At 63.7% G+C, this 15,723-nt stretch carries 19 protein-coding genes; 10 read left to right on the top strand and 9 right to left on the bottom strand.

Annotated elements, in window-relative coordinates; all coding sequences use genetic code 11:
* Window position 1: 1 nt before the first annotated feature.
* From ccoS to ASC45_RS08130, 7 genes are all read left to right on the top strand, one after another.
* A complete protein-coding gene (gene ccoS, locus ASC45_RS08160; protein WP_055450545.1) occupies window positions 2-211 on the top strand; it encodes a cbb3-type cytochrome oxidase assembly protein CcoS in 210 nt (69 codons plus the stop codon).
* A gap of 159 nt (window positions 212-370) precedes the next feature.
* Window positions 371-1,813 (top strand): cytochrome-c oxidase, cbb3-type subunit I, encoded by a 1,443-nt coding sequence (gene ccoN / locus ASC45_RS08155; RefSeq protein WP_055450544.1) that lies wholly within the window; start codon window positions 371-373, stop codon window positions 1,811-1,813.
* Window positions 1,814-1,832: 19 nt separating this feature from the next.
* The gene (ccoO, locus tag ASC45_RS08150; RefSeq protein ID WP_055450543.1) at window positions 1,833-2,474 is read left to right on the top strand and encodes a cytochrome-c oxidase, cbb3-type subunit II; all 642 of its coding nucleotides are present in this window, start codon (window positions 1,833-1,835) and stop codon (window positions 2,472-2,474) included.
* 8 nt (window positions 2,475-2,482) lie between these two features.
* Entirely contained in the window at window positions 2,483-2,677 is a 195-nt protein-coding gene (locus ASC45_RS08145) for a CcoQ/FixQ family Cbb3-type cytochrome c oxidase assembly chaperone (protein WP_055450542.1), read from the top strand.
* Window positions 2,674-3,618, top strand: coding sequence for a cytochrome-c oxidase, cbb3-type subunit III (gene ccoP, locus ASC45_RS08140; RefSeq protein WP_055450541.1), 945 nt, complete (start codon window positions 2,674-2,676; stop codon window positions 3,616-3,618). The genes ASC45_RS08145 and ccoP overlap by 4 nt, the downstream gene beginning before the upstream one ends.
* A 105-nt stretch (window positions 3,619-3,723) precedes the next feature.
* Window positions 3,724-5,151: a cytochrome c oxidase accessory protein CcoG gene (gene ccoG / locus ASC45_RS08135; protein ID WP_055450540.1), complete on the top strand. Its 1,428-nt coding sequence runs from the start codon at window positions 3,724-3,726 to the stop codon at window positions 5,149-5,151.
* A gap of 23 nt (window positions 5,152-5,174) precedes the next feature.
* On the top strand, window positions 5,175-5,654 hold the full coding sequence (locus ASC45_RS08130; RefSeq protein ID WP_055450539.1) for a FixH family protein: 480 nt from the start codon (window positions 5,175-5,177) through the stop codon (window positions 5,652-5,654).
* Between the two features lie 69 nt (window positions 5,655-5,723).
* Here ASC45_RS08130 and ASC45_RS08125 read toward each other — a convergent pair whose 3' ends face one another.
* Window positions 5,724-6,461 (bottom strand): helix-turn-helix domain-containing protein, encoded by a 738-nt coding sequence (locus tag ASC45_RS08125; protein WP_055450538.1) that lies wholly within the window; start codon window positions 6,459-6,461, stop codon window positions 5,724-5,726.
* A gap of 58 nt (window positions 6,462-6,519) precedes the next feature.
* On the opposite strand from ASC45_RS08125, the gene ASC45_RS08120 reads away from it, so the two are divergent.
* Window positions 6,520-7,260: a sulfite exporter TauE/SafE family protein gene (locus tag ASC45_RS08120; RefSeq protein ID WP_055450537.1), complete on the top strand. Its 741-nt coding sequence runs from the start codon at window positions 6,520-6,522 to the stop codon at window positions 7,258-7,260.
* 4 nt (window positions 7,261-7,264) lie between these two features.
* Here the strand turns inward: ASC45_RS08120 and ASC45_RS08115 are convergent, their stop codons facing one another.
* The 5 genes from ASC45_RS08115 to kynB form a co-directional block, all read right to left on the bottom strand.
* Entirely contained in the window at window positions 7,265-7,807 is a 543-nt protein-coding gene (locus tag ASC45_RS08115) for an NUDIX hydrolase (protein ID WP_055450536.1), read from the bottom strand.
* Window positions 7,808-7,934: 127 nt separating this feature from the next.
* Window positions 7,935-8,423: an Lrp/AsnC family transcriptional regulator gene (locus tag ASC45_RS08110; RefSeq protein WP_055450535.1), complete on the bottom strand. Its 489-nt coding sequence runs from the start codon at window positions 8,421-8,423 to the stop codon at window positions 7,935-7,937.
* Between the two features lie 6 nt (window positions 8,424-8,429).
* Window positions 8,430-9,287 carry a tryptophan 2,3-dioxygenase gene (gene kynA, locus ASC45_RS08105; RefSeq protein WP_055450534.1) on the bottom strand — a complete coding sequence of 286 codons (858 nt, stop codon included), beginning with the start codon at window positions 9,285-9,287 and terminating at the stop codon, window positions 8,430-8,432.
* Entirely contained in the window at window positions 9,284-10,567 is a 1,284-nt protein-coding gene (kynU, locus tag ASC45_RS08100; RefSeq protein WP_055450533.1) for a kynureninase, read from the bottom strand. Before kynU ends, kynA begins: the two co-directional genes overlap by 4 nt.
* Window positions 10,564-11,211, bottom strand: a complete 648-nt coding sequence (kynB, locus tag ASC45_RS08095) for an arylformamidase (protein WP_055450532.1) — start codon at window positions 11,209-11,211, stop codon at window positions 10,564-10,566. Before kynB ends, kynU begins: the two co-directional genes overlap by 4 nt.
* Before the next feature lie 335 nt (window positions 11,212-11,546).
* Between kynB and hppD the strand changes: the two genes are divergently transcribed.
* Together hppD and phhA are read left to right on the top strand one after the other, a co-directional pair.
* On the top strand, window positions 11,547-12,653 hold the full coding sequence (gene hppD, locus ASC45_RS08090; protein WP_055450531.1) for a 4-hydroxyphenylpyruvate dioxygenase: 1,107 nt from the start codon (window positions 11,547-11,549) through the stop codon (window positions 12,651-12,653).
* A gap of 15 nt (window positions 12,654-12,668) precedes the next feature.
* A complete protein-coding gene (gene phhA / locus ASC45_RS08085; RefSeq protein WP_055450530.1) occupies window positions 12,669-13,520 on the top strand; it encodes a phenylalanine 4-monooxygenase in 852 nt (283 codons plus the stop codon).
* A 6-nt stretch (window positions 13,521-13,526) separates the two neighbouring features.
* On the opposite strand, the gene maiA is transcribed toward phhA, so the two are convergent.
* Genes maiA through ASC45_RS08070 form a run of 3 tightly spaced genes read right to left on the bottom strand, consistent with a single transcriptional unit; the run spans window position 13,527 to window position 15,723 of the window.
* Window positions 13,527-14,171 carry a maleylacetoacetate isomerase gene (maiA, locus tag ASC45_RS08080; RefSeq protein WP_055450529.1) on the bottom strand — a complete coding sequence of 215 codons (645 nt, stop codon included), beginning with the start codon at window positions 14,169-14,171 and terminating at the stop codon, window positions 13,527-13,529.
* Window positions 14,168-15,181: a fumarylacetoacetate hydrolase family protein gene (locus tag ASC45_RS08075; RefSeq protein ID WP_055450528.1), complete on the bottom strand. Its 1,014-nt coding sequence runs from the start codon at window positions 15,179-15,181 to the stop codon at window positions 14,168-14,170. Before ASC45_RS08075 ends, maiA begins: the two co-directional genes overlap by 4 nt.
* On the bottom strand, window positions 15,178-15,723 hold the full coding sequence (locus ASC45_RS08070; protein WP_055450527.1) for a VOC family protein: 546 nt from the start codon (window positions 15,721-15,723) through the stop codon (window positions 15,178-15,180). The genes ASC45_RS08075 and ASC45_RS08070 overlap by 4 nt, the downstream gene beginning before the upstream one ends.

Below are 15,723 nucleotides of genomic sequence, written 5' to 3'. Positions count from 1 at the left end.
CATGGAAGGCTCTTTGCTCATCCTCATCCCCATCAGCGTGCTGCTGGTGCTGTTGATCGTCGGCGTGCTGTGGTGGGCTGCGCGCAGCGGTCAGTTCGACGACATGGAAGGCCCGGCGCACGCCATTCTGATGGATGACGACCGCCCCAAACCCGAGGCGAAAGCGGCCGAGACCGACGCCTCGCAACCGCCTGAAGCGCGGCGCGAATGATCCTCCCGATGCGGCAGAGTGTCGCATTGACACACGCCCATCCCTAGTGCTTTCCCTTACTCCCGGCAATGTGTTGATACATGTCAAGCTGGTGTGTCCATAAGTAAATGACGATGTTCTACATTACGTTTCGTTTCTTTTTCTCGACAGGTGGAGCAGATGAGCGATCTGACGCTTAAGCAGACATACAACTACGCGCTGGTGCGCAAATTCACGGTCATGACTCTGGTCTGGGCCGTGGTGGGCATGCTCGTCGGCGTGTTCATCGCGGTTCAACTGGTCTTGCCCGACATGACCTATGGCGTCGAATGGCTGAGCTGGGGCCGTCTGCGCCCGCTGCATACCAATGCGGTGATTTTCGGTTTCGGCGGCACCGCGCTTTTCGCCACCTCGTACTACATCGTGCAGCGCACCTGTCAGGTGCCGCTGTTCGCGCCCAAGCTGGCCGAGTTCACCTTCTGGGGCTGGACGGCGGTGATCGTGCTGTGCGCCATCACCTACCCGCTGGGCATCACCAGCGCCAAGGAGTATGCCGAGCAGGAGTGGCCCATCAGCCTGCTGATCGTGGTCACCTGGGTGGCGTATGCCATCGTGTTCTTCGGCACGGTGTTCAAGCGCAAGACACCGCACATCTATGTGGCCAACTGGTTCTTCGGCGCCTACATCATCACTATCGCCTTGCTTTACATCGTCAACAACATCAAGCTGCCCATCAGCCTGCTGTCGTGGAAGAGCTACTCGGTGTATGGCGGTGCGCAGGACGCGATGATCCAGTGGTGGTACGGCCACAACGCCGTGGGCTTCTTCCTCACCACGTCCTTCCTGGGCATGATGTATTACTTCATCCCCAAGCAGGCCGAGCGTCCGGTGTATTCCTACCGCCTTTCGATCGTGCACTTCTGGGCGCTGATCTTCACCTATATGTGGGCCGGCCCGCACCATCTGCTCTACACCGCGCTGCCCGACTGGACGCAATCGCTGGGCATGGTGTTCTCGCTCATCCTGCTGGCTCCGAGCTGGGGCGGCATGATCAACGGCATGATGACCCTGTCGGGCGCCTGGTACAAGCTGCGTGAAGATCCCATTCTCAAGTTCCTCATCACCGCGCTGTCGTTCTACGGCATGTCCACCTTCGAAGGGCCGATGCTCTCCGTCAAGACGGTCAGTGCCCTGGGTCACTACACCGACTGGATCATCGGCCACGTTCACTCCGGCGCGATGGGCTGGGTGGGCATGATCACCATGGGCAGCCTGTACTACCTGATCCCGCGGCTGTGGGGTCAGACGCAGATGTGGAGCAAGAAGCTCATCGAAGTCCACTTCTGGACGGCCACCATCGGCGTGGTGCTCTACATCGCCTCGCTGTGGGTTGCCGGTGTGACCGAGGGTCTGATGTGGCGCGCCATGCAGGCCGACGGTTCGCTGACCTACAGCTTCATCGAGAGCGTCACCGCCGTCATTCCGCTGTACGTGATTCGCGCCATCGGCGGCTCGATCTATCTCTTCGGCATGTGCCTGATGGTTTACAACGCCTGGAAGACCATCCGTCAGGGCAAGCCCGTCGACGCCCCGGTGCCTGCACTCAGCGCCGCCCACGCCTGATCACGATTCGGAGATATTCATGGCAACTTTTAGTCACGAGACCATCGAGAAGAACGTTGGTCTGATGATCGTGCTGGTGGCAATCGTCGTCAGCATCGCCGGGCTGGTTCAGCTCGTGCCCCTGTTTTTCGACAAGAGCACGACCCAGCCCATTCCCGGGGTCAAGCCCTACACCGCCCTGCAGCTTGAAGGCCGCGATGTCTATCTGGCCGAAGGCTGCTACCTCTGCCACTCGCAGATGATCCGTCCCTTGCGTGCCGAGGTCGAGCGTTATGGCCACTACTCGGTGGCGGGTGAGTCGGTCTATGACCACCCCTTCCAGTGGGGGAGCAAGCGCACGGGCCCCGATCTTGCGCGCGTTGGCGGCAAGTATTCCGACGAATGGCAGCGCCTACATCTGCGCCAGCCGCGCGACGTGGTGCCCGAGAGCATCATGCCGGCCTACACCTGGCTGCAGCATCAGCCCGCCGAGGCCGACATGATCCAGGCCAAGATGCGCGCCATGCGCACCCTGGGCGTGCCTTACACCGATGCCGAGATTGCCGCGGCGCCGAAGGAGCTCGAAGGCAAGACCAAGGAAGACGCGCTCATCGCCTATTTGCAGGGGCTCGGCACGGTGCTGAGCAACTACAAGTCCAAGGCCAACTACGTCAATTACTGAGATAAGCCATGTCCTTCGGTTCCATCGTTCTCTTGCTCTCCGTGGTGGCTTTCGCTGCCATCGTGTGGTGGGCGTTTTCGCCGCGTTTCAAGAAGACGCATGAGAAGGACGGGATGATCCCCTTCCTCGATTCCAAGAATCATCCGCCCGAGTCCTTCGACAAGGGCGATGACTCCAAGACCTCCGACAAGTCCAAATCATGAACCAGTTCTATTCCCCCGGGTGGGCCTTCTGGATCGGCGGCGTCACCATTGTTTCCATCATCGCCCTGTTCGTGTTTTTGCGCGGAACGGCCAAGCAGACCGTGTTCCGCGACAAGGCGGGCAACCCCATCGCCACCACCGGCCATGTCTGGGACGGCGACCTTCAGGAGTTCAACAACCCGCTGCCTCGCTGGTGGATGGGGCTGTTCATCCTGACCCTGGTTTTCGGCATCGCGTACCTCGCGCTATACGGCGGCCTGGCCTTCTACAAGGGCTACCTGGGGTTTTCCAGCGACAAGATGTACCAGCAGGAATCTGCCGCGTTCGACGCGCGCATCGAGCCGCTCTACGCTGCCTACATGAAGACGCCCATTCCCGAGCTGGCCGCCAATCCCACGGCGATGGCCACGGGGCAGCGCATGTTCCTGACCTACTGCTCGCAATGCCATGGCTCCGATGCGGGTGGCACCAAGGGATTTCCCAACCTCACCATTCACAACGCCAACGCCTGGCTTTACGGCAACAGCCCCGACGTTCTGGTGGAAACCATCACCAATGGTCGCATGGGCATGATGCCGCCGATGGAAGCTGCGGTGGGGGGCAAACCCGGCGTGCTGGCCGTGGCCAATTATGTGCGCAGCCTCAGTGGCATGCCGCATGATGCCAAGCTGGCGGCGCAGGGCAAGCCGCTGTTTGCCACCGCGTGCGCCGCCTGCCATGGCGCCGACGGCACGGGCAACAAGGCGCTGGGTGCTCCCGATCTGGCCGATCCCAAGCGTCAGTGGCTGTTCGGCTCCAGCATCGAAACTATTTCGCACACCATCGAAAAGGGGCGCGCTGGCCAGATGCCCGCACAGAATGATTTCCTCTCGCCCGAGAAGATTCACCTGCTTGCGGCCTACGTCTACAGCATCAGTCACGGAGCGCAAGCCGCGAAGTAATCCGCGCGCCTCGTCTCCATTCGTCGGACTTGCTGGGGGCGCACTGCACACTGCGCCCCCGGTTTGTTTCAGCCAGCCCCTTAGTCTCGAAAGCCCTACCACGCCATGAACGCCAAGGCGCCCGATCCCAGCGAAGACGACATCACCGCCTCGGAAGAGTTTCTCTACGAGGTTCGCAAGAAGATCTACTCCCGATCCGTCACCGGTTGGTTCAACAACTGGCGCGTCGCCATGGTGGTGTTCACGCAGGCGCTGTTCTACGGCTTGCCCTGGTTGCAGTGGGACGGCCGCCAGGCCGTCCTGCTCGATCTCAGCACCCGGAAGTTCTACTTCTTCGGCATGATTCTTTGGCCGCAGGACGTGATTTTCCTGGCCTTGCTGCTGATCATCTCCGCTTATGGCCTGTTCCTGTTCACGGCCATTGCAGGGCGGCTGTTCTGTGGCTACGCCTGCCCGCAGACGGTTTACACCGAGATCTTCATGTGGATCGAGCGCAAGGTCGAGGGTGATCGACTGGCGCGCATTCGTCTGGACGGCTCCGACTGGAACGCGAAGAAGATCGGCAAGAAGGCGCTCAAGCATGGTCTGTGGGCCGCCGTGGCGCTGTGGACGGGCTTCACTTTTGTGGGCTATTTCACGCCGATCACGGTGCTCGCCGGTCAGGTCATCAGCGCCAGCCTCGGGCCCTGGCAGACGTTCTGGATTCTGTTCTACGGCTTTGCCACTTACGGCAACGCTGGTTTCATGCGAGAGCAGGTGTGCAAATACATGTGCCCCTACGCCCGCTTTCAGTCGGTGATGATCGACAAGGACACGCTGATCGTCACTTACGACACCGAGCGCGGCGAACCGCGCGGCAAGCGCAGCAAGAACGTCGATCCCCGCACGGAAGGCAAGGGCGACTGTATCGACTGCAGCATCTGCGTTCAGGTCTGTCCGACCGGCATCGATATCCGTGATGGCCTGCAATACATGTGCATCGGCTGCGGTGCCTGCGTCGATGCCTGCGACCAGGTCATGGACAAGGTGGGCTACCCCCGGGGGCTGATCCGCTACAGCAGCGAGAATGCGATCAAGAACAAATGGACCAAGCGCCAGCAATGGGCGCATCTGTTGCGGCCACGCATTCTGATCTATTCGGCTCTGCTGCTGGTCATGGTGGGTCTGTTCGTCGGTGGGCTGGCCACGCGCGATCCCCTCAAGATGAACGTGATGCGCGATCGCGGCGTGCTTTCCCGTGAAATTCCTGGCGGTCTGGTGGAGAACGTCTACCAGATCCAGTTGATGAACACGACCGAAAAGCCACGCAAGATTCGGGTGTCGGTCAAAGGGCTGGACGGCCTTGAGGGCGCGGCGGTTCACGACCGCGATCTCTACAACCTGCCGGCCTCGACCAACATCCTCGAACCGCTGGAAGTGACCATTCCGGTCGACAACGCGAAGAAGGGCATCTACAAGATCGAAATCACCGCGACATCCGAAGGTGACCAGCCGATCTCGGCCAGCAGCAAGACCACCTTCATCGTGCCCTGAATTTAGATTTTCAAGGAGTCATCATGCATCCCGCCGCCACTCGTCCCTGGTACCGTGAACCCTGGCCCTGGTTTCTGATCGCCCTGCCGCTGATAGCCGTTCTGGCCAGCGTTTACACCATCTATCTGGCCAGTCGAACCCCCGATAGTCTGGTGACGGACCACTATTACAAGAAAGGGCTGGCGGTGGGGGGCGACATCCAGCGCGAGCGCCATGCCGAAGCCTTGCGGCTGTCGGGTCAGATGTCCATCGCGGCTGGGCGCATCGAGCTTCACCTGAATCAGAAAATCGCCCAGGACACCTTGCATCTGATGTTGCGGCACCCCTTGAGCCAGCAAAAGGACGTGCAGATCGACCTGCATCGCAATGCCTCAGGCGATTACAGCGCGTTTTCTCCGCCGCTGGAGGCGGTGCGCTACCGCGTGCATCTCGAGACGGCTGACTGGCGGCTTGCCGGGGTCTGGGTGCCGGGCAAGGTACTGACGCTCGAACCGGGCGTGTAAACAAGGAAGGCTCAAAAAAAGGGCCCTCTTTCAGGGCCCTTTGCGACTCTTGCCTTGATGTGGTGTCGATCAGGTTTGCGGCATGAGCAATTCGGCCAGGGCACGGCGATCGGTGATGCGAATCTGCCGCTGCGCCACATGAATGAGGCCAGCCGAGTGAAATTTGGACATCAGACGGCTGACGGTCTCGAGTTTGAGGCCGAGATAACTGCCGATCTCTTCGCGGCTCATGCGCAGCACGAATTCGTCGGGCGAAAGCCCTCGCGCCTTGAACCGCTCCGACAGGTCGAGCAAAAACCGCGCGAGTCGCTCGTCGGCGTGCATGCTGCCCAGCGAAAACTGGTCTTGCTGCGCGCGCACGAGCTTGTTGCCAACGATGCAATGCAACTGATGTTGCAGCGAAGGCAGGTCGCGAGTGGTGGTTTCGAGGGCGCGCAGATCGATTTCGCAGGCTTCGCTGTCTTCGAGCGCGACCGTATCGGTGAAATAGGTATGCTGGCCGAGACCTTCCAATCCCATCATCTCACCCGGAATGTGGAAACCCACGATCTGCTCGCGCCCGTCTGGGCTGGTGACATACGATTTGAACGACCCGGCGTGCACCGAATAGACCTTGGTCATGGGCTGGCCGGCGCTGAACAGGGTCTCGCCCTTTTGCACCCGGACGGTCGCCTGAATCACGTCGCGGATTCGGCCCATTTCAGCCTGGGGCAACCCGATCGGGAGGCAGAATTTGCTCTGGAAACAGACATCGCAGGGATGGGGTTTGTCCATCTGCGTGGCCGCTGGCGTCGGGGTCGATTTCATGGATTGAGATCTTGCGATATTTACTTGAGTTGATGTTTACAGAATACAGCAGAACGCCATGAATACAACCATTCCATTGACTCTGTTGTTGATGGGCCTCACGGGCGGGTTGCACTGTGCCGCGATGTGCGGCGGGCTGGTGGTGGCCTCCGAGCGTGCGCAGGCCGAGCATGTGTTGCTTCCGGCGCGGCAGTTGTTCCGCAATCAGTTGCAATTGCAGACCGCCAGGGTGCTTTCCTACACGATTCTCGGGGGAATCGCCGGGCTGGTGGGTGCGGGCGTCTGGGCCGCGAGCGCGCGCCCGGTGCAATTGAGCCTGTTCACTCTCGGCAATCTGGTGCTTGTTTCGGTGGGCCTCTGGATGATTCTGCAGCAGGTGCTCTCGCCGCGCTGGCTGGCCTGGCAGCAGAAATGGCTGGGCGGCAGTTGGGTGGGGCGAGGGCTGACGCGGCTGACCCAGCCCTTGCTCTCCCGGCTGCTGCCGTTCAACACCTTTCCCAAGCGCCTCGGCGCCGGGCTGCTGTGGGGGCTGTTGCCCTGCGGTCTGGTGTATTCCGCGCTGTCGCTGGCCTTTCTCAGTGCCACGGCGTGGGAGGGTGCCCTGGCCATGCTGGCCTTTGGCGTGGGCACGCTGCCGCACATGTTGTTTGCAGGGCACACCCTGCGATGGATCAGCCAGCGCACCAATCAGCGCTGGTTTCATGTCGCCGCAGGTGCGGTGCTGCTGCTGTTTGCCGCTTACGGATTCTGGAAATTGTTCAACGCCAGTACCGAATTGCCCATGGGGGGCTGCGCCTGAATCGTCAGGCGATGTCGAAGGTGTGGATCTGAAAGCGCCCGGCGCGTTGGTCGGCGAAGTAGCGCTGCAACGTCTGCGCCACGCTGCGGAAAGCGAGTTGCTCCCAAGGAATGTCGGTCTCGTGGAACAGCCTGACCTCCAGGCTTTCCTCCCCGGCTTGCCAATGCGGTTGGGTAAGCTCGCCTCGGTAGAAGAAATAGACCTGATTCGCGGGCAGAACATTGATCACCGCATACAGCCCGCTCAGCGCCACTTCCGCGCCGGCTTCCTCGCGGGTTTCGCGCAGCGCCCCGCCTTCGGTGCTTTCGCCGATTTCCATGAAACCCGCGGGCAGGGTCCACAGACCGTAGCGCGGCTCGATCGCCCGCCTGCAAAGCAGCACCTGCTGGCCCCAGGCTGGAATGGTGCCCACGATATTGCGCGGGTTTTCGTACTGGATATGGCCGCAGGCCGGGCAGACGGCACGGGGGCGCGAGTCGCCCTCTGGCACGCGATAGATGACCGGAGAGCCACAGGCGGTGCAATGGCGTATGGGCGGGTTGTGCATGAGCTTGTCGAAGGATCAGACCGCAAGCTTATTGCGAAACGCTCGGTTGCTGGCGTTGCGGTGCGATTTCATGGCTCGCACGCGACGCTGGGTTCGGGCGACGCGAGCTTGCCCATAGGACGGGCGGTCAGACCGATACACCAGTGAAGGGCTTGACCTCGGTAAGGACGAAACTCGATTTCACGTCTTCGACGCTTTCATGCTTGAGCAGGGTTTCGAGCACGAAGTGGGCGTAGTGATCCATGTCCTGCACATTCACGCGCAGCAGATAGTCCATTTCGCCGGTCATGGCCAGGCACTCCACCACTTCCGGCCAACCCTGCACCGCCGCGCCGAACAGTTCCTGCGGCGAGCGCTGGCTGCTGGCGCGGTGTTTTTCCAGGCGCACGCTGAGCAGGGCGCTCAGCCCCAGGCCGAGGGCGCGGGGGCTGACCACGGCGCGATAGCCGCCGATCACGCCGATCTGTTCCAGATGCCGGATGCGGCGCTGCACCGCCGAGGCCGACAGGCCGATCTGCTCGGCCAGTCTTTCCTGCGTCAGCCGCGCATCCTGCTGCAGCAGGGCCAGCAGCTTGCGGTCGATGCGGTCGAGTGCGTCGGGTGGGGGCTTGCGCATGGGGTCTCACAGATCGGTGCGCACGGCCCACAGTTCGGGGAACAGAACGGTGTCGAGCTTCCTGCGCAGGTAGGACACGCCGCTGGTGCCGCCCGTGCCGCGCTTGAAGCCGATGATCCGCTCGACCGTGGTGACATGGCGAAAGCGCCACAGCCGAAACGCATCCTCCAGATCGACCAGTTCCTCGCCCAGTTGATACAGCTCCCAATGCTGCTCCGGTGCGCGGTAGACGCTGAGCCAGGCCTGCCGCACGGTGTCGCTGGCGGTGTAGGGCTGGGTCCAGTCGCGTTCGAGATGATCTTGCGCAATCGGCAGCCCACGGCGGGCGAGGAGTCGCAGCGTTTCGTCGTACAGGCTGGGCGCACGCCACTCGGCTTGCACCGCGGCGAGACGGTCGCCGCGGTGGGCGTGAGGGCGCAGCATCGCCGCGTTTTTGTTGCCCAACAGGAATTCGATGCAGCGGTACTGCCAGCTCTGAAACCCGCTGGACGATGCCAGATACGGTCGCAGCGCGGTGTATTCGCTCGGGGTCATGGTGGCGAGCACGTCCCAGGCATGCACCAGCTGTTCCATGATGCGCGACACGCGCGACAGCATCTTGAACGCGGCCTGCAGCGCGTCGGCGCGGATCTGGTCGCGTGCGGCGTGCAGTTCGTGCAGCATCAGCTTCATCCACAGCTCGCTGGTCTGGTGCTGGATGATGAACAGCATCTCGTTGTGTGTGGGCGACAGCGGGCGCTGTGCGCTGAGAAGGGTGTCGAGCTGCAGGTAGTCGCCGTAGCTCATTGCGCCAGAGAAATCGAGCTGCGCGCCTTCGGCGTGCACGATGTCTTCGCCGCTGGCTCCGGTAGCGGGGCTGTTCATGTCACCGCCGCCTTGCGGGCAAAGCGTGCCTCGCGCCAGATGCCGCCATCGAGCACCTCGCGCAGCGCCGCCACCGCATCGAACACATCGACGTGGCGCAGGTACAGAGGGGTGAAGCCAAAGCGCAGTAGATCGGGGTCGCCTCTTGCCCTGTCGCCGGCGCGGAAGTCGCCGATCACGCCGCGTTCGATCAGCGCCTGCATCACGGCGTAGCCGTCGCCGTCGAAGATCAAGGACACCTGGCTGCCGCGCCGCTCGGCTTCGATCGGGGTGGCGACCGTCACCTTGTGGGCGCCGAGTTGTTGCTGCACCAGCCGGATGAACAGATCGGTGAGGGCCACCGATTTGCGCCGCAGCGCGGGCATGCCGCCCAGCGGCTCGGCGGCCAGCAGGGTGTCCACGCCGCATTCCAGTGCGGCGAGCGACAACAGGGGCGGGGTGCCGCAGAGATAGCGGGCGATACCGTGCGCCGGTTGATAGTAGGAGGTGAACGCAAAGGGCGCGGCGTGGCCGTGCCAGCCGGAAAGCGGCTGCTGCACCCGGTCGACATGGCGCGCATGCACCCAGACGAAGGCAGGCGCGCCGGGGCCGCCGTTGAGATACTTGTAGCCGCAGCCGATGGCAAAGTCGGCCTGCGCGCCGTTGAGGTCGACCGGCACGGCACCGACCGAATGCGCCAGATCCCAGATGGTCAGCGCGCCTGCGGCATGCGCGGCAGCGGTCACGGCGGCCATGTCGTGCATCGCGCCGCTGCGGTAGTTCACCTGGGTGAGCAGCAGCACGGCGACATCGTCGCGCAGGTGGCTGGTGGCCCGGCCTTGTTCCACCAGCTCGAGACGCATGCCATGCTGCGCGGCGAGCGACTGCGCCATGTACAGATCGGTCGGGAAGTTCTCGCGCTCGGAGACGATGACGCGGCGCTGCGGCGCGTCGATCCGGGCCAGGGAAAGAGCTGCGGAAAGCACCTTGTACAGATTGATCGAGGTGGAGTCGGTTACCACCAGTTCTCCCGGCGCGGCGCCCACCAGCCGGGCGATCTTGTCGCCGACTCGGTGGGGCAGGTCGATCCATCCCGCCGTGTTCCAGCTGCGGATCAGCCCCTGGCCCCATTCCTCGGTGAGCACCTGCTGCACGCGGGCAGCGGTGGCGCGGGGCAGGGCGCCGAGCGAGTTGCCGTCGAGGTAGATCACGTCGCTCGGCAGAACGAATTGATCGCGCAATTTGGCCAGGGGATCGGTGGCGTCGAGCGCGCTGCAGTCTGTGCGTTGGATGAGGGTCATGGCGATGGCGCGGCAGAGGGATCGGGGCGGCGCAGCACGGCACGCACCGGCGAGGCACAGGCACCCTGAAGCTTGAGTGGCAGGGCGATCAGTTCATAGTCGCCCTCGGGCACGTCGTCGAGCACCAGGTTTTCAAGCACGCGCAGATCGTGGCGCAACAGGCGGGCGTGGCTGTCCAGGGTCTTGCTGGCGGCAGGATCGACCGAGGGCGTGTCCAGGCCGACGAGCCGCACGCCGCGTGCGGCCAGCCAGTCCAAGGTTTCGGGGGCGAACGCCGCGAACTGGTCGGACCAAGCAGTCAGCGCCCGTTGGCGGGTCCGCACCAGTACGCGCGGCGGCAGGCCGGCGGCAGCGTGCTGCAGATGGCGCACGGCAATCAGTTCCCCGCAGTCCAGCGCATGGATCACCCGGCAGGGGCCAAGGTAGGGGGCGAGGTCGACCGCGTCGATGCTCGGGGCATCGCTCGCGTAGTGCAATGGCGCGTCGGCGTGGGCGCCGACATGCGGCGACATGCGCACCGCGCTGAGGTTGACCGGGCAGCCGGGGCCGAGCCGGGCGGTCCACTCCAGGCTGTAGGGAGCGTCACCCGGAAAAATCGGGGCGGAAGGCGAGGTGGTGGGGGAAATGTCCCACAGACGGGTCATGGTGCGTCGCTCGTGCAGTGTTTCACGCTTGATGGAGCAAAGAAAACCGATGGATTTGGCGTCAGGGCAAGGCGCAAACCACAGCGATACCCGGAGGTATCGCGCGGATTTGCAACGCCGCCCTGGCGGCAAAGACGCGGTTTTATGCTCCAGATAGCGTGAAACACTGCACTAGGCCTTGGATGCGGCCTTACCTATCTATGCAGCTTATTCCATCGTATGGCCCATGCTGCGCAGGATTTACCCGAATTCTTTTCAAAACGCGCGCAGAACGACGAAAACCTGCGCGGGCCTGGGCCTAGATTTCGCTCACCCGCAAACCAGGAGCGCACTGCATGGATACCGCCATTTCCTCCAACCCCATGGGCACCGACGGCTTCGAGTTCGTCGAATACGCGGCGTCCGATCCCGCCCAGCTCGGCGCGCTGTTCCAGCAACTCGGCTTCAAGGCCGTCGCTCGCCATCGCCACAAGAATGTGACCCTCTGGAGCCAGGGTGGCATCAACTTCATCGTCAACGCTGAACCCGACTCGTTCGCCCAGCGTTTCGTGCGGCTGCACGGTCCGAGCATCTGCGCCATTGCGTTTCGCGTGAACGACGCGGCGGCTGCCTACCGGCGCGCGCTGGAGCTCGGCGCCTGGGGGTTCGACGCACACAGCGGCCCGATGGAGCTGAATATCCCAGCGATCAAGGGCATCGGCGACAGCCTGATCTACTTCGTCGACCGCTGGCGCGGCAAGGGCGGACGGTCTGGCGGGATCGGGGACATCTCGATTTACGACGTGGACTTCGAGCCGATCGACGATGCCAGCGACGCGCACTTTGGTGCAGGCCTGACCGAGATCGATCACCTCACCCACAACGTGCACCGCGGGCGCATGGGTGAGTGGGCCGATTTCTACACCCGGCTGTTCAACTTCCGCGAGATCCGCTACTTCGACATCGAGGGCCAGGTGACCGGGGTCAAGAGCAAGGCCATGACCAGCCCGTGCGGCAAGATCCGCATCCCCATCAACGAGGAGGGGCAGGAGAAGGCCGGGCAAATCCAGGAATACCTCGACCGCTATCACGGCGAGGGCATCCAGCACATCGCGCTGGCGACCGACGACATCTACGCCACCGTGGAAGACCTGCGCCGCGCCGGTGTGCAGTTTCTCGACACGCCCGACACCTATTACGAGTTGCTCGACAAGCGCCTGCCCGGCCATGGCGAAGCGGTGGAGCGTCTGCGCGACGACCGCATCCTGCTCGATGGCGCGACGCAACCGCAACGCCGATTGCTGCTGCAAATCTTCACCCAGACCGTCATCGGCCCGATCTTTTTCGAGATCATCCAGCGCAAGGGCGATCAGGGTTTCGGCGAGGGCAACTTCAAGGCGCTGTTCGAGAGCATCGAACTCGATCAGATGCGCCGCGGCGTGCTGGAGACGCAAACCGCCTGAGCCGCGGAGGCCATCATGTCCAGCGTGCCCGTGACCTATGGCGAAGCCAGCATCACCCCCCGCGGCGACTACGCTCATTGCCGCGCCGACTACACCTGCGCGCAGCATTGGGAGCGCTACACCGCCGACCAGCACGCGCTGTTCGCCCGGCTCTACGCGCGGCAGATGGCACTGGTGCCGGGGCGGGCTTGCGAGGCCTTTGTCCGCGCCCTGCCGCATCTGCAGGCGCACAGCGGCATTCCGCGCTTTGCGGACATCAACGCGCGGCTGAAGCCGAAGACGGGCTGGGAGATCGTGGCCGTGCCCGGGCTGATTCCCGAGTCGGCGTTCTTCACGCTGCTGAGCCAGAGGCGCTTTCCGGTGACGGTCTGGCTGCGCAGACCCGAGGAGTTCGACTACATCGTCGAGCCCGATCTGTTTCACGACCTGTTCGGCCATGTGCCGCTGTTGTTCGAGCCCCGCTTCGCCGATTACATGCAGGCCTTCGGCCAAGGTGGCCTCAAGGCCCAGGGGCAGCATGCGCTGCAATACCTGGCGCGGCTGTACTGGTACACGGTGGAGTTCGGCCTGATCCGGTCGGATCAGGGCTTGCGGATTTATGGCGCGGGCATTCTGTCGTCGGGGGGCGAAGTGGAGCACAGCCTGCACACCCCGCAGGCGCGGCGCCTGCGCTTCAACCTGCCGCGCCTGCTACGCAGCCGCTACCGCATCGACACCTTTCAGGCGACCTACTTCATCATCGACAGCTTCGAGCAGTTGTTTGAAGCCACCGCGCCCGACTTCACCCCGCTGTACGCCCAAGCCGCCGCCCAGACCGAGATCGAGGCCGGCGCGGTGCTGCCAGGCGAGGTGGACGAGGCGGTATGAGGTTGCTCACTCCGCGTCGGGTTGGTTGCCAGGAGCGGCGCGGGCAAACGCATCCAGCTTTTCGCATTCGGCACCGATGCGCAGAACGGTGCTCAGCCCTGCCACGCTGCAGCCGAAGCGCCGGGCGTTGAACACCTGCGGCACCAGACAGCAGTCGGCCAGCGTGGGCGCGTCGCCATGGCAGAACCGGCCGGTGCGCGGGTCGCGGGCCAGCATCTTTTCCACGGTCTGCAACCCGCGCTCGACCCAATGGCAGTACCAGGCGTTCTTTTGCGCCTCGCTCAGACTGAAAGCTTGGGTGAGGTGCTGCAGCACGCGCAGATTGTTGATGGGGTGAATGTCGCAGGCGATCGTTTGCGCGATGGCGCGGATGCGGGCGCGGTCGGCGGCCGAGCCCGGCAGCAGCGGCGGGGCAGGGTGGGTCTCGTCGAGATATTCGATGATGGCCAGCGACTGAGTCAGGACCAGCCCGTCGTCGTCCAGGGTGGGCACGGTTTCGTTCGGGTTGAGCGCGGCGTAGGCGGCGGCATGCTGCTGGCCGCCGCCCTGCAGCAGGTGCACCGGCACCGCGTCGAACGCCAGCCCCTTGAGGTGCAGGGCGATGCGCACCCGATAGGCCGCCGAGCTGCGGAAGTAGGTGTAGAGCTTCATTCCGGCAGCGCCTGCACGCGGTTGCGGATGCTGCCGAACAGACTCCTGCCCTGGTCATCGTGCATGCTGATCTCCACCAAGTCGCCGTCGCGCAGAAAGGGCGTGACGGCCTCGCCCTGTTCGATGCTTTCGTACATGCGAACCTCGGCGATGCAGGCATAGCCCACGCCGCCGTGCTCGACCTTGGAGCCCCACAGCCCGCCCTGTTTGTTCGACACCGTGCCTGAGCCGATGATGCTGCCCGGCGCCAGTCGTCGCGTCTTGGCGGCGTGGGCGATGAGCTGGGCGAAGTCGAAGCTCATGTCCACCCCGGCGTTCGGTTGGCCGAAGGGCTTGCCGTTGACCTGCACCCGCAGCGGCAAGTGCAGCTTGTGGTCGCGCCAGGCGGCGCCGAGTTCGTCGGGCGTGAGCGCCACCGGGCTGAAAGCCGATGCGGGCTTGCTCTGAAAGAAGCCGAAGCCCTTGGCCAGCTCGGCCGGAATGAGATGGCGCAGCGACACGTCGTTGACCAGCAGCACCAGCCGGATGGCCTGCGCCGCCTGCGCAGGCGTGGCGCCCAGCGGCACCTCGCCGGTGATGACGGCCACCTCGGCCTCGAAGTCGATGCCCCAACTCTCTTTCGCCACAATGGGATCGCAGGGGGCGATGAAACTATCGGAGCCGCCCTGGTACATCAGCGGGTCGGTGTAGAAGGTGGCGGGCACTTCGGCCTTGCGTGCCTTGCGCACCAGCTCGACGTGGTTGAGATAGGCCGAGCCGTCGGCCCACTGATAGGCGCGCGGCAGCGGCGAGTGGCAGGCCGCAGGGTCGAAGGGCCGGGCATGGCGGGCGTGTCCGGCCTGCAGCGCTTGTGACGCGCCCTGCAGCAGCGGCTCGCAGCGCGCCCAGTCGTCGAGCGCGGCCTGCAGGGTGGGGGCGATCTCGGGCACGGGCTGGCACTGCGTCAGGGTGTCGTTCACCACGACCAGTTGGCCATCGGGCGACGTGGTCTTGAGCGTGGCCAGCCTCACTGGAACATCTCCTTGTAACGGCCGTCGTGCATCCAGGCGGCGTGTCTGGGGGCCTTGCGGGTGCGGCCCCATTCTTCTAGCATGTCCCACTTCACGGCGTCGAGCGCGGCGAGCATCTTCGGGCTGGCGGTGTTGCAGGCCAGTTCCAGGCGGTGGCCGTTGGGATCGAAGAAGTAGATGGACTGAAACAGCGCGTGGTCGGTGGGGCCGATCACGTCGATGCCGGCCTCTTGCAGCCGCTTCTTGGCGGCGAGAAGTTCGTCCATCGAGCCGACCTCCAGTGCGAGGTGCTGGGTCCAGATCGGGGTGTTGGGGTCGCGCCCCATCGCGGGCTGCGTGGGCAGCTCGAAAAAGGCCAGGATGTTGCCCTGACCCGCATCGAGAAAGATGTGCATGTAGGGATCGGCCTCGCCCGTGGAGGGCACGGTGTCTTCGGCGATGCACAGCACCAGCTTCATGCCCAGATGCTGCTCGTACCAGCGTGCGGTCTGCAGCGCGTCCTTGCAGCGGTAGGCAACATGATGGATCTTGTGGACCAGCAT

Origin of the sequence: Thiomonas bhubaneswarensis (genome assembly GCF_001418255.1) — a bacterium.
Classification (GTDB): Bacteria; Pseudomonadota; Gammaproteobacteria; order Burkholderiales; family Burkholderiaceae_C; genus Thiomonas; species Thiomonas bhubaneswarensis.
Note: the sequence above shows the minus strand (reverse complement) of the source record. Positions and strands in the feature narration are given on the sequence as shown.